This is a genomic window from Phycicoccus avicenniae (assembly GCF_050496545.1).
Classification (GTDB): domain Bacteria; phylum Actinomycetota; class Actinomycetes; order Actinomycetales; family Dermatophilaceae; genus Phycicoccus; species Phycicoccus avicenniae_A.
The window spans coordinates 1-17,747 of sequence record NZ_JBNVZV010000022.1; the positions used below are offsets into that span (position 1 = coordinate 1).

Consider the following 17,747-nt stretch of genomic DNA (forward strand, 5'->3'; position numbering starts at 1 on the left):
GAGGGGGGGGGCGCCCCCCCCCCCGGGGGGGGGGGGGGCGCGGGGGGGGGGGGGGGGGGGGGGGGGCCCCCCCCCCGGGGGGCCCCCCCCCCACGGGGTTCACTGCGAGGTGATCGCAGTCTGGACGAGCTGGACGGCCTGCTCGGGGCTCAGCTGCTTCTGGATGACGCCGTAGATGCTGTCGTACATCGCGTTCGCCACGGCGGTCGGCACGAGGAGGTCGGGCTGCGACGCGGGGCTCGTGACCCCGGGAGCGCTCGCCGCGTCGAGCGCCGCCTTGAGGGCGCTCTGCGTGGTCGGGTCGACCTTCGGCTCGTACGTGGTGACCGGCGGCTGGCCGTTGTCGACGAGAAGCTGCTGGGCGGCGTCGCTGTAGTAGAACGCGATGAGCTTCTTGACAGCGGCCAGCTTCTTCTCGTCCTCGCCGACCTGGGCGCTGACGACGAGGGGCGCCGAGGCCACGTTCATGATGATGTTCTGCTCACCGACGCCGTCGGAGAACTGCGGGCCGGCCCAGAAGTCGACGTTCCCCGCGACGGAGGACTCCTGGATGGCGCTCGACGCCCAGACCCCGGCGTCCAGCATGGCCGCCTTGCCGCTCGTGAACTGGTCGACCGCCTGCTGGTAGGTCTGCGTGGAGACGTTCGAGGCGAACGCGCCGGCGTCACGGAGCTCGGCGATGTGCTCGTAGAGCCGCCGGAAGTCCGCGTTGTCGTAGCTCTCCTTCCCGGCGAGGATCGCGTCGACCTTGTCGGCGAACCCGAAGCGGCTGAGGTCGGTGAGGAAGCTCCAGACGCTGAAGGCGGACTGGTTCGCGCCGTTCGAGATCGTCGTGATGCCCTTGGCGCGCAGGGCCCGGGACACGGTGAGGAGCTCGTCGAACGTCTTCGGCTGCTCGAGACCGTTGTCCGCGAGGATCTTCGTGTTGACCCAGAGCCCGGTGAGCAGGCCCTGGTACGGCACGCCGTAGACGGTGTCGCCCGCGGTGAAGTTGGAGATCGTGGTCTGCGGGAAGGAGGCCGAGAGGTCGAGCTCGTCGAGGACCGGCTTGAGGTCGAGGAGCTTCCCGCCCTTGACCATCTCCTCGGCGTTGGCCTTGTAGACCCAGAAGACGTCGGGGAGCGTGTTGCTCTGCGCCGCGATGGACAGCTTCTGCAGGTGCTCGGCGACGGCCTCGCCCGACACCTCCACGTCGATGTCCGGGTTGGCCTTCTCGAAGGCCTCGATGATGGCCCAGGTCGCCGGGTCGGCGGTCTTGACGTCGGGGTTCTGCATGGACAGCGTGATCGTCGTCTTCCCGGAGGCGCTGTCACCGGAGCCGGAGCCGCAGGCGGCCAGCCCGGCTGCCAGGGTGACGGCGGTGAGGGCCGCGAGCACGCGGCGTCTGGTGGGTCCGGGGCCGAGGGGCGGGATGGACACGGTCATCTCCTTCGATGAGCGAGGCGCCGGGGCCTCGGGGCGGTGCCGGTGGATCGTGAGGGGCCCGGATCGGGCCCTGTCAGCGAAACGTTTGCGCGAAACGTTTCGCCGACCATAAAGGTGGCCTCGCGGGGTGTCAAGCATCGGTTCGCCGTCCGGTCGCTCAGGCGGTGCCGGGCCACGCCTCGGTCGACTCGCGCCAGTCGATGCGCTGACGCAGCCGGACCGTTCGAGGGCTGCCGTCCGGTGTGCGCAGCCGCTCGACGAGCAGCTGCACCGCGGCCACTCCCATGTCGAAGGCCGGCTGTCGGACGGTGGTCAGCTGCGGTCGGAAGAGGTCGGAGTTGTCGAAGCCGTCGAACGTGGCGAACGCGACGTCCTCCGGGACCCGCAGGCCGGCCGCGGCCAGGGCCGTGAGGGCCAGCACCGCGAGCGGGGTGCTCCCCGCGACGACGGCGGTGGCTTCGCCGCTCGCCAGGGCGGCTTGCAGGGCCGAGCGCAGCTCGTCGTCGTCCGTCCCGGTGATGACGTGGTGGTCGCCGAGGGGGTGCCCCGCCTCGAGCAGGGCGCTCGTGAACCCGTCGAGGCGCTCGCGGAGCGTGGGGACACGGGTGTCGCCGGCGACCACCGCGACGTGGCGGTGCCCCTGCTCGAGCAGGCGGAGCGTCAGGGTGCGCATGGTCTCGCGGTTGTCTGCGCCCACCTGGTCGAACGGGAGGGACGGGAAGATCCGGTCGAGCAGGATGATCGGCGGCTTCTCGTCCTCGAGCGAGTCGACGAGCCCCGGGTCGGACTCGGCGGCGCGGGCGAGGATCAGCCCGTCGACCCGGCGGTTGAGCAGGGTCTGCACGGCCTTGCGCTCGCGCTCGACGTCCTCGGCCGAGTTCGCGAGCACGAGGGTGAGCCCGTGCTCCACCGCCGCGTGCTCGACGCCGTGGGCCATCGCGGCGAAGGCCGGCTCGCCGGCGTCCGAGACCACCAGCCCGATGCTGTCCGTGCGCGAGCGGCGCAGGGCGCGGGCCAGGGCGTCCTGGCGGTAGCCGGTCGCGGTGATCGCGTCGAGGACGCGCTGCCGCGTCTCGCGCTCGACGTTCCGGGTCCCGTTGAGGACGTGGGAGACGGTCGAGACCGACACCTTGGCGCGTCGGGCGACGTCGACCATCGTGGCCATGGGGGTCCTCCTGGGGATCGTTTGCGCAAGTGTAGGGGTACGGGCCTCGACCTGCGCCAGGGCTCGGTTTTCGAGCCCGTGCGACCCCGGCTCTTGCGGAGTTCGAACCCCGCCTCTAGCATCACGGCACGCAAACGTTTCGACGCCGCGACGCCTGCTGGTCGCGCGGCCCATGGAAGGGGACGACGTGACCGACCTCCACACCCCGGCGGGACTGCTCGGGGACCTGACCCGCGCCCGGCCGGCGCGAACGGCCCGGGTCTCGAGCTTCGACCAGACCGGGCGCAACCAGGACAACTGGATCGTGATGCCGGGGGAGTCACGGACCCTCGCGGACATCGAGGGCCCCGGCTTCATCACGCACATCTGGATGACGCAGTCGTGCCGGGTCCAGCCCGGACCGGGTCAGGTGGACCCCGCCGTGGTCGGAGTGCCGATGCTCGAGATCCACAACGCGCTCGGCGTCAGCTGGGAGGTCGTCGACCCCGACTACTACCGCAAGGTCGTCCTCAAGATGTACTGGGACGACCAGGAGACGCCGAGCGTCGTCGCCCCGCTCGGGGACTTCTTCGGCCTGATGAACTCGCTCTCGGGCACCTACGACTCGCTCCCGCTGTCGGTCTCGGCCAAAGAGCCCGAGCTGCACACCTTCGGCGGCTCGGCGGCGTTCAACAGCTACTTCCGGATGCCGTTCGGCTCGCGGGCCCGCATCGTCGTCGAGAACCAGAACGACATCCCCTACCTCCAGTACTTCTACATCGACTACGAGCTCGTCAAGGACCCGCTGCCGGAGGACAGCCTCTACTTCCACGCGCACTGGCGGCGGGCGCTGCCCAACCGCGGATGGGGGCCGGACCTGCAGGCCAACAGCATCGAGACCACGGTGGCGAACCTCGACGGCAAGGACAACTACGTCGCGCTGGAGACCGAGGGACGCGGCCACTACGTCGGGTGCACCTTGGCCGTCCGGCACTTCCAGGGTTCCTGGTGGGGCGAGGGCGACGACATGATCTTCATCGACGACGACACGTGGCCGCCGAGCCTGCACGGGACGGGCATGGAGGACTACTTCGGTCACGCCTGGGGGATGCAGCGCAACGCCTTCCAGTTCAACGGCACGATCGTCCACGAGGAGGACGTGCCCGGCTTCCACCACAGCTACCGGTTCCACATGGCCGACCCGATCCGCTTCGAGCGTCGCATCAGGGTGACCTTCGAGCACGGCCACGGGAACCACCTGTCCGACGACTGGTCCTCGACGGCGTACTGGTACCAGACCCTCCCCTCGCCGGTCCTTGAGATTCCCGACGTCGAGCAGCGTCTGCCGCTGCGGCCGGTCGACCGCGTCATCGAGGCCCCCCTACCCGAGCTGACGGACGAGCAGCAGCAGGCTCGGGCGGCTGCTGCCCGGCGGATGGAGGAGTTCGTCGCGCGGCGGGATGCGTTGCGCGAGAACCGTCGCCGGCAGATCGACGAGTGGGAGGCGGGCAACATCCGTATCGCCCGGGACGTCCGGGCACGCTACGACGCGGAGGCCGGGCGATGAGGCCCGCGTTCCACTTCACCGCCGAGAGCGGCTGGGTCAACGACCCCCACGGCATCACCGTGCGCGACGACGGCTACCACGTGTTCTTCCAGTACGTCCCGGGCCGCACCACGTGGGCGCCGAACTGCCACTGGGGCCACGCGGTCGGGGCGGACCTCCTGTCCCTGGCGGAGAGGCCGGTCGCGATCGCCCCGGGCGAGGGCGACGACGGGATCTGGACCGGGTCGCTGGTCCGCGACGACGCCGGCGAGGCCCGCGTCTTCTACACCTCGACGGTGCAGCCGGACATCGGCATGGGCCGGGTCCGGGTCGCGACCCCGACGGACGAGGACTGGGTCGGCTGGTCGAAGGGACCGGTGGTCGCCGAGGCGCCGGCGGACCTCGACCTCATCGCCTACCGGGACCCCTTCGTGGTCCGCGACGCCGACGCGTGGCGGATGTTCGTCGGCGCCGGCGCGTCCGACGGGACGGCGATGGCCCTCGCGTACCGGTCGGACGACCTCACGGACTGGACGTACGAGGGTGTCGCACTGTCCCGTTCGACCACCGAGCGTGACCCGGTCTGGCTCGGGGCGCTGTGGGAGTGCCCCCAGGTCGCCGAGGTCGACGGGACCCACGTGATGGTCTCGTCGGTCTGGGACGACGACGTGCTGCACCACGCCGGCTACGCGCTCGGCAGCTACGCGACGGGCCACTTCGACGCCAAGACCTTCGGCCGGCTCACGCACGGACCGAGCTACTACGCGCCGTCCTTCTTCCGTGACGCCGCCGGGAGGCCGTGCCTCCTCTTCTGGATGCGTGGCGTCGAGGACGCCGAGGCCGGATGGGCGAGTGCCCACAGCGTCCCGTACGTCCTCGGCGTGGAGGGAGACCGGCTCGTGGCCTCCCCCCACCCTGACGTCGAGCGCTATCGGCAGGCGCCGGTCGCCGACGGCGTCGTCCCGGGGCTCGCGGCCGACGTCCTGTGGTCGCCCCGTGAGGGCGCGCCCCTCGCGGTGTCGAGCGCCGGCGAGACGATGCTGGAGCTCCGGCTGTCCGGGGGCCGTCTCGAGGCCCGCGTGGGCGACGAGGTGTGGCACCTGCCCTGCGACGGGGAGGAGGTCCGCGTCATATTGGACGCACAGGTGGCCGAGATCTCCTGTGCCGGTGGGCTGCTCGGTCTCGTCGCCGCGCCGGCCGGTGCCGCCCTGGCGATCGACGGGGCGGACGTCGTCCACCCCCTGGCCCGGTGACCGTCATGGACACCCCGTCGGAGCGTCCCGTCGGCAAGGCGACGCGGCCCACCCGACGTCGCGTCCTGCGGCTGGCTGCGGTCGGCGGCTTCACCGTCGCCGCGGGCGAGGGTGTGCTCACCCCGGTCCCGTCCGCGACGGCCGTCCCGGCCCCCACCGTCCTCGTGGCCGCCTGGCAGCCACCTCCCGCCTACGACCGCGTCGTCGGCGTCCTCTGAGCACCCTCCCCAGACCGAAGGATCCCTGATGGCACCCACCGTGTACGACGTGACGACCTGGCCCGGCGCGACCGTGTCGCCCTACGCCGACATCGGCCTGGTGATCAACCAGATCATCGCCGACATCAAGTCCCAGCAGACGACGAAGACCACCAGGCCGGGCGCGGTCATCTACATCCCCCCGGGCCACTACACGCTGCAGACCACCGCGAAGATCGACATCGGGTTCCTGACGATCAAGGGGTCCGGGCACGGGTTCATGTCCGAGGCGATCCGCGACGAGGCCAATACCACGGCGTGGATCGAGACCCTGCCGGGCTCGAGCCACGTCCAGGTCGCGAACGCCAACCAGGTGGGTTTCCTCGTCGACCGCACTGCCGACCCGGGGACCAACGGCCGCCTCAACTCCATCGTCTTCCAGGACTTCTGCATCGACGGCGTGAGCAGCAGCAAGCCCTACCTACCGGGGAACGGCAAGACGGGCATCCGGGTGCAGTACGACACCGACGCGGTCCGCATCGAGGGGATGGGGTTCGTCTACCTGGCCAACGCGCTGGTCGTCCGCAACGCGGACGCCTTCAACATCACCAACAACTTCATCGGCGAGTGCGGCAACGCGATCCAGATGATCGGCAGCTCGATCGTCGGCAAGATCACGAACAACTACCTCATCAGCGCGTGGGCGGGGAACTCGTTGTTCATGGAGAACAACGAGAACTGCGTCATCAGCGGCAACAGCCTGCTGTGGGGTGCGCGGATGCAGTTCAAGAACGTCCACCGGGCGGTCATCACCGGCAACAAGTTCGTCAGCAACTTCTCCGGGATGATCGTCCACGAGACCGCGTGCCACGAGCAGCTGATCTCGGGCAACCACTTCCGCCGGATCTCCGGTGACGGCGGGCCGGCGCGCAACGACGACCTCTACGGGATGGTGCAGGTCAACGGCAACGACAACTCCGTCACGGCCAACACCTTCTCCTTCGAGGTGCCGCCGGCCGGCATCGTGCCCCTCGGTGCGACGCCGACCGTCGTGCTCGTCAAGGGTGGTGCGCGCAACCAGCTGATGACGAACAAGGTCGTGGCCAACGTGGGGGTGCGGCACGTCCTCGACTCCGCGTCGACGGCGACCAAGGTCCTCTGGTCCGGAACGGCCGCCCAGCTCCAGGACCTCACCGGCGGCAACATGTCCTTCGTCGCCACGCCCTGACTCCCCGGCGCGGAGCCGGACCACTATCATCGCTGAATGGCGATGACAGCGGCGAAGGCGGATCCCGTCGAGCGTCTCGACGGTGACGTGGCGGCGGCCTGTCTCTTCCACGGGCTGGGCGATCCCCACCGGGTGGCGATCCTGCGGCACCTCGCGGCGGGGGAGCACCGGGTGGTGGACCTCACCGAGCACCTCGGGCTGGCCCAGTCCACGGTGTCGAAGCACCTGGCCTGTCTGCGGGACTGCGGGTTGGTGTCGTGCCGTCCGCAGGGGCGCGCCAGCCTGTGGTCCCTGACCCACTCCGAGGAGCTCGACCGGTTGTGGGCGGCGGCCGAGGCGCTGCTCGGACTGACCGCGGAGCAGATGGTGGCCTGCCCCCGCCACGGCGCCGCGGTGGTGGACGGGGCGGGCCGGTGAACACGCTCGGTCTGACCCCGGTGGCCGGTGCGGACCGGGCCTCCCTCCAGCGCCGCGCCCGCCTGCTCGCGGGTGCCTCGGTCACGTACAACGTCGTCGAGGCCGTCATCGCCGTCGCGGCGGGGCTGGCCGCAGGGTCCGTGGCGCTCGTCGGCTTCGGGCTGGACTCGGTGGTGGAGGTGTCGTCGGGGCTGATCGTCCTGTGGCAGTTCCGGCACCACCTGCCCGAGGCCCGGGAACGGCAGGCGCTGCGCCTGATGGCGCTCGCCTTCTACGCGCTGGCGGCGTACGTGGGTGTCGAGTCGGCCCGGGCGCTGCTGTCCGGCGCGACCCCGGAGCACTCCACCGTCGGCCTGGTCCTCGCCGGGCTGTCCCTGTTGATCATGCCTGCGCTGTCGGTGGCCCAGCGCCGCACCGGGCGCGCGCTCGGCTCGAACGCGGTGGTCGCCGACGGCACCCAGACCCTGCTGTGCACCTACCTCTCGGCGGTGCTCCTGGTCGGGCTGCTCCTCAACAGTGCCCTGGGGTGGTGGTGGGCGGACCCGGTCGCCGGCCTGGTCATCGCCGCCGTCGCCGTGCGCGAGGGGCGCCAGGCCTGGCGCGGCGAGGGCTGCTGCGCCCCGGTCGCCGGCGCGCAGACGGATGCAGAGGGCTGCTGCGCGGGCGACGCCTGTTGCTGCGGCTGACCCGCACAGGTCGAGGCCGGACGTGGTGGGCCCCGTGGGACTCGAACCCACAACCTACGGATTAAAAGTCCGCAGCTCTGACCATTGAGCTAGAGGCCCCGGAGGGGGAGGCCGAGGATCATCCTGCAGATCCCTCGGTCGTCCGTCTCCGCAGGGCGAGGCTATCGCGAGCAGGGCGACCGGCTTCCGCGACCGACGGGTGCCCGGGCCTGCGGGACCGATGAGTTGATGGCCTGCCGGCGGTCAGCCTCTGCACGGTGCCGAACGCACGCCGCAGACCACAGGAGACCCGATGGCCAAGCTCGTCTACTCGATGATCACCTCGCTCGACGGCTACACCGCGGCGAGCGAGGGCGACCTCGGCTGGGGCGCGGCCGATGACCCGGAGGTGCACACCTTCATCGAGGAGCGCTTCCGGCACGTCGGCACGTACCTGTACGGCCGGCGCATGTACGAGACGATGGTCTTCTGGGAGACCGCGCACGCCGATCCGGACGCACCGCCGCACATCGTCGACTACGCCCGCACGTGGCAGGCCGCGGAGAAGGTCGTCTACTCCACGACGCTCGACGCGGTCTCGAGCGAGCGCACCCGCATCGAGCGCGACTTCGACCCCGAGGCGGTTCGCCGGCTCAAGAACGAGTCCCCGCACGACCTGACCGTCGACGGCCCGACCCTCGCGGCCCAGGCCATCGCCGCCGGGCTCGTCGACGAGTACCACCTGTTCCTCACCAGCACCGTCGTCGGCGGAGGTCGGCGCTTCTTCCCCGATGGTGTGCGCCTCGAGCTCGAGCTCGTCGAGCAGCGTGCATTCGCCAGCGGCCTGCTCTACGCGCACTACCGCACGCCCTGAGCGGACCGACCGCCCCGCCGCCCGGGCTCGCAGAATTCCTCGCCCGGATGACTCACCTTCCCTCTGAGCCGGCCGAACGGCACCACGGGCCGCGCTGTTCACCGGCTCGGGTGGTGGAGGACGTCCTGCGCGATGCGGGCCAGCGTCACGGCGCCGACCGGCCGGAACGGGTGCAGCGGGTCCGGCGTGACCGAGCCCGTCGGCCCGCCGAGCTCGGTGTGGCCGAGCGCGCTGAGGACGACGTAGGCGTCGTCGCGGGACCAGCCGTGCTCGAGCATCACGGCGTGCAGCGACTCGTACGCCATGACGATCGAGTCCTGCACCGGGTCGCCGAGCCCGACGCAGACCCACTCGTCGCCGGTGTCGACCTGGGGCGCGCGCAGGTCGACGCCCTTGAGCAGGTCGACGCTGACCGTCGCCCGCCCCGCGATCTCGATGGCGACGAACGAGGACTCGCCGCGCGCCATGACGGCGTGGATGTCGCCGATCGACAGCAGGGCGCCGGGCACCTGCACCGGCAGCAGCACCGTCGACCCCGGCCGCGCATCGGTGAGGTCCATGTTGCCGCCGCTGCGGTAGCTCGGCATGACCGACGACGCCTCGCCGTCGGCGGGCGCCAGCCCGATGCACCCGAGCATCGGCGCGACCGCGCAGTCCAGGGTGTCGGTGAGCCGGACCCGGCCGTCCGACACCGGGATCCGGCGCACCATGAACTCCGGCCCCATGACCTCGGCCAGGGCGCCGGCCCCCGGAATCGACACCGACCACCCCGACGGCGCCAGCTCGATGTCGTGGATGTGCACCGCGAGGGCGTCCCCGGGCTCGGCCCCCTCGACCAGGAGCGGGCCGGTCACGGGGTTGATGGTCGCGGTGACCTTGCCGAGGTCGCGCAGCTCCTCCATCTGGGCGTAGGCGAGGTCGTCGGTCTCGAAGGTGACGAGGTCGCCCGCTCCCGGCCGGACCGTGAGCGCCGGCGGGTGCGCCGCACTGAAGGTGCCGAATGCGTGCTCCTTGCCGATGAGGTGCGTGCTCACGCGCCGGCCTCCGTGCCCGTGCGCTGCCCGGCGGGCTCGCCGGCGCCGTCAGCGCCGAACGGGTCGGCAGCGTGCTCGGCGAGCACCCCCGAGCCCTGGCGCGAGTAGTACCAGAGGACCCCGGCGCCGATGACCAACCAGACGATGCCGCCGATCTTCGCCGACGCGTCGGCGTTCCACAGGACGTAGCCGATGATCAGGAAGCCCAGCACCGGGGAGACCCAGTGCAGGAACACGTTCCGGCTCCGCTTCTTGATCGCGTAGTGGCCGACCACCGCGGCGTGCAGCAGCAGGAAGCTGGTCAGCGCTCCGAAGTTCACGAGGGTGGAGATGACGTCGATCTGCCCGACGAAGAACAGCCCGGTCACCAACGTCAGGGCGCCGACGGCGAGCACGGCCCGCTCCGGCGACTTGGTCCGCGGGTTGACGTGCGACAGGAACCGCGGCAGCCGTCGGTCCCGGCTCATCGAGAAGAGCAGCCGTGAGGTCGCGCTCTGTGCCGCAACGGCGTTGGCGATGCCGACGGCCAGCGTGTTCATCGCGAGGAAGGCCACCTGCCACCCGTGGTTGCTCACCGACTCGACGATGGAGAAGAAGGCGTTGTTCGCCTCGTCCTCCGCGAACTCGGTGCGCCCCGGCACGAGCAGCGCCGCCAGCCAGGTCTGGGTGACGAAGAACAGCGCGACCAGCAGCAGTCCGCTGATCATCGCGACGCCGGCCGACCGGCGCCCACCCTTGGCCTCCTCGCTGAGCGTCGCGATCCCGTCGAACCCGAGGAAGCTGAGCACCGCGATGGACAGGGCGGCCGCGGCGAGCCCGGGGGTGAAGGAAGCCGCGTCGAAGACCGGGCGGGTCGAGAACTCGGCGCCGTTGGTGCCCCGCGTGATGGCGACGACCGCCATGACGACGAAGATCGCGACGAAGACCAGCTCGGCGGTGAGGAAGAGCCGGTTGACGATCGCCGTGAACGAGATGCCGATGTAGTTGACGGTGGTGTTGATCGCGAGGAAGACGACGATCCACAGCGGCTTCGGCACGCCGGGGAAGATGCCGGACATCGACTCCGCCGCGAAGACGTACAGCAGGGTCGGCACGAGCAGGTAGTCGAGCAGGATCGTCCATCCCGCGAAGAACCCGAGCGTCGGGTGCAGGCCGCGCCCGACGTAGGAGTACACGGAGCCCGCGACGGGGAACGCGCGCGACATCTGCGCGTACGACAGGGCCGTGAAGATCATCGCCACGAGGCCGATGAGGTAGACCAGCGCCACCATGCCCTTGGAGGCGTTGAAGACGACGCCGAAGATGGCCCACGGCGCGATGGGCACCATGAAGACCAGGCCGTAGATGATGAGGTCGAGCGTCGACAGGGAGCGGTCGAGCTCCTGCTTGTAGCCGAACTCGGCGAGCTCGCGCTCGGCGTCGTCCGGGGTGGCCGCGGGCTGGGTGGTCACGGGGTCCTCCTCCTCGGTGGGTAGCGGTCAGTGGTCGTCGTGGGCGCGCAGGAACTCGCCGACGACCCGCGTGAACTCGGCGGGCTCCTCGACGTGCGGCATGTGGCTGGAGTCGGCGAAGACGTGGCTGCGCACGTCGGGGATGCGCTCGACGAACGGCGCCCAGACCGACGGCACGGCCTCGTCGTGGCGCCCGGCGACGACCAGGGTCGGCACGTCGATGCGGTCCAACCGGTCCACGACCGACCAGTCGGCGAGGGAGCCCGTCACGTGGAACTCGCTGGGGCCGTTCATCGTGTGGTAGACGGTCGGGTCGGCGTCGATCTGCGCGAACGATGCGGCGACCTCGGGCGGCAGCGGCTGCACCCGGCAGACGTGCCGGGCGTAGAAGACGTCCATCGCCGCGACGTACTCCGGGTCGTCGGTCGTCCCCGCGGCCTCGTGCCGGCGCAACGTCTCCTCGACCTCCGGCGGCAGCTGCGCGCGCAGCTCGTCGCAGCCGGCCACCCACAGGGCCATCGACGCCGGGCTGTCGCAGATGGTCAGCGTCCGGATGCCGCGGGCGTCCGCGAGCACGACCTCCGGCCCGAGCATGCCGCCCCACGACTGCCCGAGCAGGTGGAAGTCCTCGGCGATGCCGAGGTGCTCCACGAGCGCGCGCAGCTCCTCGACGAAGAGGTCGACGGTCCACGAGGCGGGGTCGGCGTCCGGCAGGTGGCTGCTGCGCCCGCACCCGAGCTGGTCGTAGTGGACGACGGCCCGGCCGTCGCCGGCGAGCGAGGTCATCGCGAGGGTGTAGTCGTGCGCTGCACCCGGTCCTCCGTGCAGGACGACGAGAGGCGTTCTGCCGCTCCCGATCTCGCCGGTCACCCGGTACCACGTGCGGTGGCCGAGGAACGGGAGCGTCCCTTCGGTGACCTTCTGCTCCGGCGTCTCGGTCACGCGGTCCTCCTGGCCCCGCCGGCCGCTCGGGACCGGCTCCTAGACTGCTTCCGTCGCGAGCCTTCGCGGCGCGGTGCGAGTCAAGCACATGAAAGGTCTGGTCTTAATACCTTTGGACGACGTGGATCCGCTGCGCGGTGTCGTCGAGGTCTCCCGGCCCTCGATGGCCGAGGACGTGGCGCGCCGGCTGGTCACCGCGATCGCGGTCGGCACGTACTCCCCGGGCGAGCGGCTGCCCGCCGAGCGCGAGCTGGCCGCGCTCCTCGGAGTCAGCCGGGTGACGCTGCGCCAGGCCCTCCAGCAGGTCGCGGACCTCGGCCTCATCGCGTCGCGACGGGGCAGGGGCGGCGGCACGTTCGTCACGACGCAGTCGTGGGAGAAGGTCGCCCCCGAGCAGGCCCGACGCACCCTCGAGGTCGAGCTGCCGAGGCTGCGCGACCTCTTCGACGCCCGCTGCCTGCTCGAGGGGCTGGTCGCGCGGACCGCGGCCGAGCGCCGCACCCAGGAGGAGGCGGATGCCCTCCGCGCGACGCTCGACGAGTTCGCCGCCGCCGGAGCCGACATGGTGGTCGCCCGGGCGCTCGACCGCCGCCTCCACGGCTTGGTCGGGGCCGCGACGCGCAACCCACACCTGGTGACGATGAGCGCCCGACTGACCGCCGCCGCCACGCTCGGGTTCGGCGCCGAGCCCTACGCCACCGACTTCTTCGAGCGCGCCCTGCACGAGCACCGCGAGCTCGTCGACGCGGTCGTCGACGCGGATCCCGAACGGGCACAACGGGTCGCGACTGCGCACTTCGCCCTCACCTACGAGACGATGGAACGCAGCCTCCGGCTCGCCGTCGACCGGGCGGAGTGACGGTGCGGGTCCTGCGCCGACCGCTCGACCCGCGCCGGCTCAGCCCGCATCGGCCCGCGACCGCCACCACTCGACCGTCTCGTGGAGGGCCCTGCGCAGGCTCGTCGCGTGCGACCCGAACGTGCCGGTGAACGCGGACGAGTCCATGACGAAGTCCTCGTCCAGCTGGTAGCGGACCTCCTCGAGGCCCCGCAGCGCCGGGACCCCGACCGACAGCACCCGCAGCACGGGCCAGGGCGTGCGCCGTACCGGGACCGCCGGCACGCCGGCCGCATCGGCCATGGCGTCGAGCATCTGGCGCAGCGAGTGCGGCGGACCGCTCGGCACGTGCCAGGGCCGACCCCAGGCGCGTTCGTCCTCGCCGGCCCGGACCATGGCGGCGGCGAAGTCCGGGACGTAGGTCCAGGTGTGCAAGGCGTCAGGGTCGCCGATGACCGGCACGGGGCGGCCGGCCAGCACCCGCGGGACGGCGCGCCCCGCGAGGTGACCCTGGGTCGTCACGCCGGGACCGAAGAAGTCACTGGCGCGGATCTCGGTGGCGCGCACCCGGCCCGCCTCGTGGGCGGCCAGCGCGCGGCGCCAGATGTCCCCGCGCGTGCGCCCCTTGGGGCCGGCTGCGACGAGCGGCAGCGACTCGTCCAGGACGCGCGGCCCGGGCCCGTAGCCGTAGAGGTTGCCCGCGAGGACCAGCACCGCCCCGACCGACTCCGCGGCGTGCAGCACCGAGGCCGCCAGGGCGGGGAAGTCCCGGTCCCAGAGGTGGTACGGGGGGCTGGCGCAGGCGTGGACGACGGTGGCGCCGCTGCAGGCCGCCGTCAGGTCCGCCGCGTCCGTGGCGTCGACCGCGACGGCCGCCGCTCCCGGCACGCTCGTGCGCCCCGCGCGGGTCAGGACCACGACCTCCTCGTCGCGTGCGACGAGCTGACGGGCGACCTCGACGCCCACCGGACCCTGACCCAGGACCACCTGCACCGACCGCTCCTCACCGTGAACCGGACGCCTCCAGTGTCCCGCCGCCCGCTCGCACCCGACCGGGCGTGCGAGGCGGATCACGTCACCGGGTCGGTCGTTCGGTCCGACCTCGGCCTGTCGGGCGACGCGTACCGGTACGGGAGGGCATCCTGTGCCGGTGGGGCGCACCGGGGGTCGTGGACGACGTGGCGCCGTCCTCGGATGGGGCGGGCTCGCGGGCCTGGTCGTCGTCGTGGTCGGTGTCGCGGGCGCCGTGGCCGACCCCGTGGGCCGCGCGGATGCACCGCCACCGGTCGCCGAACGCCCCTCCGCCTCGACGTCGGCTTCTCCGAGATCGCCTGTGGCGCAGTCGACCTCGTCCCAGACGGCGGTCCCGACCCCGAGCGTCGCCGCAACGCCCAGCGTCCCGCCGTCGCCGCGGCCCACCCCCACCTCGGCCCCCGCCCGCGGCACCGCGCTCGACGCGCTCGCGGGCCTCCCGGTCAAGGGGCGCGCGCCGAAGACCGGCTACGCCCGCGGGCAGTTCGGACGGGCCTGGGCCGATGTCGACCGCAACGGCTGCGACACCCGCAACGACGTCCTCCGGCGCGACCTCCGGGGCCTCACCCTGAAGGCCGGGACGAACGGATGCCTCGTCCTGCGGGGCACGCTGGCCGACCCCTACACGGGCCGGGCGAAGGCCTTCGTGCGCGGAGCCGGCACGTCATCGGCCGTGCAGGTCGACCACGTCGTCGCGCTGTCGGACGCGTGGCAGAAGGGCGCCCAGCGGCTCGACGCCATCCGGCGCACGGCCCTGGCCAACGACCCGCTCAACCTGCTCGCCGTCGACGGACCGACCAACCAGTCCAAGGGCGACGGCGACGCCGCGACGTGGCTGCCGCCGCGGAAGGCGTACCTCTGCTCCTACGTGGCCCGCCAGGTCGCGGTCAAGGTCCGCTACGGCCTCTGGGTGACGGCCGCCGAGCGCGACGCGATCGAGCGCGTCCTGCGCACGTGCCCGTCGCAGACCCTGCCGACCGCGAAGGCCGTCCCACTCGGGGGCGGTCGCGTGGTGGCGACACCCACGACCACGACGCCGACGCCACGGAAGAGCACCCCGCCGGCCTCGCGCACCGATCCGCGCTTCGGGACCTGCCGTGAGGCGGTCGCGGCCGGGTACGGCCCGTACCGCTCGGGGTCCGACCCGGAGTACGCCTGGTACCGGGACCGCGACGGCGACGGCGTCGTCTGCGAGTGAGCTTCCGTCAGACCGGGGTCCCGGACTCGTTGGACGGCGAGAGGTCGTAGAGCGACCGGCCCGACAGCACGGGGGTTCGCGACACCGACCGCCCGGCCGCGTCCTCGACCACGACGTCGAAGCCGCCGAGGAGGGCGTCCTCCGCGACCGTGACCACGGCTGTGCGCTCCTGCAGCGGAACGCGGGGCGAGAGCCCGGCGCCGGTGGGCGCGGTGAGCCGCACGCTGCCTCCGCCGTCCGGGGCCAGCACCATGAACCGGGCCCGCGATGAGCTGCGGTCGTCGACGCGGACGAGCACCGGCGTGCGCGCCCGGTCCGCGGGCACGATCACGGTCTCCTGGGCGGTGACGACCTGGGAGTCGTCCCCCTGCTCCCCGAACACCGGCGTCCGGACGACCCCGCCGTCCGGAGTCGTCACGGTGATGAGGCGGAGCTCCAGCTCGGCTGCGCCGGAGGGCAGGACGCGGACATCGGGAGGCACCACCCCTCGGTCGACCCGGACGGCCAGACGGGAGAGGGGGAAGCCGGTCGCTGCCGAGACGGACGCCCGCACCTCGTCGGGCGCGAAGCCCCGGGAGCCGGGCGACCACTCCATCGGCCCGGGGACCGGTCCGTCGTAGGCCCGGCACCGACCCCGCAGCGCCGGCCCCCCGGGGTGGTCGACGACGGCCCACCCCACGCCGTCGGTCATCGGGACGTCGCGCCAGACCCGCGAGACCAGCCCACCCCGCGTGGGTCGTGCGTACGCCGAGTACTGGGCCAGCGCGACGGTCGGGCGCGAGGCGAAGAACAGCAGCGCGCCGTCCGGGCGCGGCACGCCGACGGCCACCACGTCGTCGACCTCGTAGACGCCACCGAAGGCCAGCTCCAGCTCGGCCAGTCCCTGGGCGGCGGTCCCGGCCGGCGCGGACCACACCTGCAGGCTCGTGCCCTGCGCGTCGCCCGGTTGCGCCCACGTCGCGACCACCAGCCGGAGGCCCTCCACGTCGTCGGCGAAGAGCAGCCGTCCGCCGGGGCGGCCGGCCCGGGCCACCAGCGCCTGCACCCCGACGTCCCGGGCCAGCCTGCCGCGGGCGTCCCACGTGCGGGTCGAGGCCCAGGCGGCAGCACTCGGGCCGGCGGGTGTCGGTGTGGCGCGTGGCGTGGAGGGCGGCCCGGTCGTCGGGTCGGCCGACACACCCCACCACGCCAGGGCGGCGACGGCCAGCGCGCCGCCGCCACCGCCGACGAGGACCCTGCGTCGCACGCGGGCAGTGCTCGAGGCCACCAAGACGTCCGGATGGGGCGCCGGTCCCGTTGCGGCGCAGAGGTTCTCGGCGAGTGCGCGCAACTCGGGCTCGAGCTCTCGGGTATCGGGCCGATGGCCCTCGCGGACGAGCGCGGCACGATGCGTCTCGCGCAGGTGCTCACGGGCGGCGGCGGTCGACGTCGCGATCCGGGTCCGCTCGGTCGGGCGCAGCCCGGTGGCCTGGCGAAGGAGCGCACCCGCATCCACGCCCCAGACCGCCTCCGCGGCCAGCAGGGCCCGCACCGGCTCGTCGAGGTCGGCGAGCGCCTCGACGAGCGCCTCGACGAGCGCCTCGTGGACCGGGTCGCCGGCTGCTGCCTCGAGGACCGCCGGCGACACCGTCGTGCCCGGCGTCCCGTCGTGTCCACGCGCCCGACCGCCGACGAGCCGCTCCAGCAGGTCACGGCGCGCGGCTTCGCCCGGCCGGCCGTCCTCGACCAGGTCGCCCCAGCGGCCGCCGACCGCCACCAGCGCGTCGGTGGTGATGCCCCGGGCGCGCGCCGGATCGAGCGTGGCGACGAGCGCGACCGACTCCAGCTGTTCCCACCGGGCGGCGACGAAGTCGTCGAAGCCGTCCGACCGCGCGGTCGTCACCGGCTGCGACCGACCCGTAGGGTGCCCATGCGGCGATCCTCGCAGGCCCGGCCGACCAGGGAAATGGGTGATAGCCCCGTCGGGTGGCCGCCCTAGGGTGGCGCCATGCCGCGCACCGACACGCCAGACGCCTGGGACGAGCGCACGACCCTGCTCACGATGCTCCAGTACACCCGCGACACCGCGGCCGAGAAGTGCCGGGGCCTCGCCGACGACGGCGCGGGCGAGGCGCCGCTCGGCACCTCACCGCTGATGACCCTCGGCGGCGTCGTCAACCACCTGCGGTGGGTCGAGCACTCGTGGGTCGAGAACCGCTTCGTCGGTGGTCCCGACCGCGGTCCGTGGACGGACGAGTCCCCCGACCAGGAGTTCCTCGACGGCGCACGGCTCCCGCTCGCGGAGGTCCTCGCCGGCTACGAGGAGCAGGCCCGCGCCACCGACGCGATCATCGCCGACCTCGACCTCGACGACCGCTCGGTCACGCCCCTGCGCAGCGGCGAGCACCCGACGCTGCGCTGGGTCGTGCTCCACCTCATCGAGGAGAACGCCCGCCACAACGGGCACCTCGACATCCTCCGCGAGCTGGCCGACGGGGTCACGGGCGACTGAGGGTCGGTGCCG

General features: G+C 72.5%; 17 protein-coding genes and 1 tRNA gene. 10 read left to right on the forward strand and 8 right to left on the reverse strand.

The window, feature by feature from the left end:
- Positions 1–99 precede the first annotated feature (99 nt).
- Positions 100–1,419, reverse strand: a complete 1,320-nt coding sequence (locus ACQZ2A_RS16245) for an ABC transporter substrate-binding protein (RefSeq protein ID WP_430213256.1) — start codon at positions 1,417–1,419, stop codon at positions 100–102.
- 163 nt (positions 1,420–1,582) lie between these two features.
- Positions 1,583–2,590, reverse strand: a complete 1,008-nt coding sequence (locus ACQZ2A_RS16250; protein ID WP_430213258.1) for a LacI family DNA-binding transcriptional regulator — start codon at positions 2,588–2,590, stop codon at positions 1,583–1,585.
- Between the two features lie 187 nt (positions 2,591–2,777).
- Here ACQZ2A_RS16250 and ACQZ2A_RS16255 point away from each other — a divergent pair, with 187 nt between their 5' ends.
- From ACQZ2A_RS16255 to ACQZ2A_RS16280, 6 genes are read left to right on the forward strand one after another with little or no spacing between them, the layout of a single operon-like run.
- Positions 2,778–4,136 (forward strand): glycoside hydrolase family 172 protein, encoded by a 1,359-nt coding sequence (locus tag ACQZ2A_RS16255; RefSeq protein WP_430213260.1) that lies wholly within the window; start codon positions 2,778–2,780, stop codon positions 4,134–4,136.
- Entirely contained in the window at positions 4,133–5,368 is a 1,236-nt protein-coding gene (locus tag ACQZ2A_RS16260; RefSeq protein WP_430213262.1) for a glycoside hydrolase family 32 protein, read from the forward strand. Before ACQZ2A_RS16255 ends, ACQZ2A_RS16260 begins: the two co-directional genes overlap by 4 nt.
- Before the next feature lie 5 nt (positions 5,369–5,373).
- Positions 5,374–5,586, forward strand: a complete 213-nt coding sequence (locus ACQZ2A_RS16265; protein WP_430213264.1) for a hypothetical protein — start codon at positions 5,374–5,376, stop codon at positions 5,584–5,586.
- 28 nt (positions 5,587–5,614) lie between these two features.
- Entirely contained in the window at positions 5,615–6,793 is a 1,179-nt protein-coding gene (locus ACQZ2A_RS16270) for a NosD domain-containing protein (RefSeq protein ID WP_430213266.1), read from the forward strand.
- Positions 6,794–6,829: 36 nt separating this feature from the next.
- Positions 6,830–7,210, forward strand: coding sequence for an ArsR/SmtB family transcription factor (locus ACQZ2A_RS16275; protein WP_430213268.1), 381 nt, complete (start codon positions 6,830–6,832; stop codon positions 7,208–7,210).
- Positions 7,207–7,896, forward strand: a complete 690-nt coding sequence (locus ACQZ2A_RS16280; protein ID WP_430213270.1) for a cation transporter — start codon at positions 7,207–7,209, stop codon at positions 7,894–7,896. Before ACQZ2A_RS16275 ends, ACQZ2A_RS16280 begins: the two co-directional genes overlap by 4 nt.
- Positions 7,897–7,919: 23 nt before the next feature.
- On the opposite strand, the gene ACQZ2A_RS16285 is transcribed toward ACQZ2A_RS16280, so the two are convergent.
- A tRNA-Lys gene (locus ACQZ2A_RS16285) sits at positions 7,920–7,995 on the reverse strand.
- 193 nt (positions 7,996–8,188) lie between these two features.
- Here ACQZ2A_RS16285 and ACQZ2A_RS16290 point away from each other — a divergent pair.
- Positions 8,189–8,749: a dihydrofolate reductase family protein gene (locus ACQZ2A_RS16290; RefSeq protein ID WP_430213272.1), complete on the forward strand. Its 561-nt coding sequence runs from the start codon at positions 8,189–8,191 to the stop codon at positions 8,747–8,749.
- A gap of 98 nt (positions 8,750–8,847) precedes the next feature.
- Here ACQZ2A_RS16290 and ACQZ2A_RS16295 read toward each other — a convergent pair whose 3' ends face one another.
- Genes ACQZ2A_RS16295 through ACQZ2A_RS16305 form a run of 3 tightly spaced genes read right to left on the reverse strand, consistent with a single transcriptional unit; the run spans position 8,848 to position 12,176 of the window.
- Complete coding sequence (locus ACQZ2A_RS16295) at positions 8,848–9,783, reverse strand: acetamidase/formamidase family protein (RefSeq protein ID WP_430213273.1); 936 nt, start codon at positions 9,781–9,783, stop codon at positions 8,848–8,850.
- Complete coding sequence (locus tag ACQZ2A_RS16300) at positions 9,780–11,234, reverse strand: APC family permease (RefSeq protein ID WP_430213274.1); 1,455 nt, start codon at positions 11,232–11,234, stop codon at positions 9,780–9,782. The genes ACQZ2A_RS16295 and ACQZ2A_RS16300 overlap by 4 nt, the downstream gene beginning before the upstream one ends.
- Positions 11,235–11,261: 27 nt before the next feature.
- Positions 11,262–12,176, reverse strand: coding sequence for a proline iminopeptidase-family hydrolase (locus ACQZ2A_RS16305; protein WP_430213276.1), 915 nt, complete (start codon positions 12,174–12,176; stop codon positions 11,262–11,264).
- Between the two features lie 88 nt (positions 12,177–12,264).
- On the opposite strand from ACQZ2A_RS16305, the gene ACQZ2A_RS16310 reads away from it, so the two are divergent.
- Positions 12,265–13,035, forward strand: a complete 771-nt coding sequence (locus ACQZ2A_RS16310; protein WP_430213278.1) for a FadR/GntR family transcriptional regulator — start codon at positions 12,265–12,267, stop codon at positions 13,033–13,035.
- A gap of 39 nt (positions 13,036–13,074) precedes the next feature.
- On the opposite strand, the gene ACQZ2A_RS16315 is transcribed toward ACQZ2A_RS16310, so the two are convergent.
- On the reverse strand, positions 13,075–14,007 hold the full coding sequence (locus ACQZ2A_RS16315; RefSeq protein ID WP_430213280.1) for an NAD-dependent epimerase/dehydratase family protein: 933 nt from the start codon (positions 14,005–14,007) through the stop codon (positions 13,075–13,077).
- Between the two features lie 340 nt (positions 14,008–14,347).
- Between ACQZ2A_RS16315 and ACQZ2A_RS16320 the strand changes: the two genes are divergently transcribed.
- Entirely contained in the window at positions 14,348–15,244 is an 897-nt protein-coding gene (locus ACQZ2A_RS16320; RefSeq protein ID WP_430213282.1) for a GmrSD restriction endonuclease domain-containing protein, read from the forward strand.
- A 7-nt stretch (positions 15,245–15,251) separates the two neighbouring features.
- Here the strand turns inward: ACQZ2A_RS16320 and ACQZ2A_RS16325 are convergent, their stop codons facing one another.
- Positions 15,252–17,126 carry a hypothetical protein gene (locus ACQZ2A_RS16325; RefSeq protein ID WP_430213284.1) on the reverse strand — a complete coding sequence of 625 codons (1,875 nt, stop codon included), beginning with the start codon at positions 17,124–17,126 and terminating at the stop codon, positions 15,252–15,254.
- Positions 17,127–17,231: 105 nt separating this feature from the next.
- Here ACQZ2A_RS16325 and ACQZ2A_RS16330 point away from each other — a divergent pair, with 105 nt between their 5' ends.
- Positions 17,232–17,735: a DinB family protein gene (locus tag ACQZ2A_RS16330; protein ID WP_430213285.1), complete on the forward strand. Its 504-nt coding sequence runs from the start codon at positions 17,232–17,234 to the stop codon at positions 17,733–17,735.
- The last annotated feature ends 12 nt before the right edge of the window (positions 17,736–17,747 follow it).

Excerpts from the sequence above, each read along its gene's own strand:
- ACQZ2A_RS16275 (WP_430213268.1), top strand. The coding sequence starts at position 6,830 with ATGGCGATGACAGCGGCGAAGGCGGATCCCGTCGAGCGTCTCGACGGT.
- ACQZ2A_RS16310 (WP_430213278.1), top strand. The coding sequence starts at position 12,265 with ATGAAAGGTCTGGTCTTAATACCTTTGGACGACGTGGATCCGCTGCGC.
- ACQZ2A_RS16265 (WP_430213264.1), top strand. The coding sequence starts at position 5,374 with ATGGACACCCCGTCGGAGCGTCCCGTCGGCAAGGCGACGCGGCCCACC.
- ACQZ2A_RS16250 (WP_430213258.1), bottom strand. The coding sequence starts at position 2,590 with ATGGCCACGATGGTCGACGTCGCCCGACGCGCCAAGGTGTCGGTCTCG.
- ACQZ2A_RS16290 (WP_430213272.1), top strand. The coding sequence starts at position 8,189 with ATGGCCAAGCTCGTCTACTCGATGATCACCTCGCTCGACGGCTACACC.
- ACQZ2A_RS16330 (WP_430213285.1), top strand. The coding sequence starts at position 17,232 with ATGCCGCGCACCGACACGCCAGACGCCTGGGACGAGCGCACGACCCTG.
- ACQZ2A_RS16270 (WP_430213266.1), top strand. The coding sequence starts at position 5,615 with ATGGCACCCACCGTGTACGACGTGACGACCTGGCCCGGCGCGACCGTG.
- ACQZ2A_RS16260 (WP_430213262.1), top strand. The coding sequence starts at position 4,133 with ATGAGGCCCGCGTTCCACTTCACCGCCGAGAGCGGCTGGGTCAACGAC.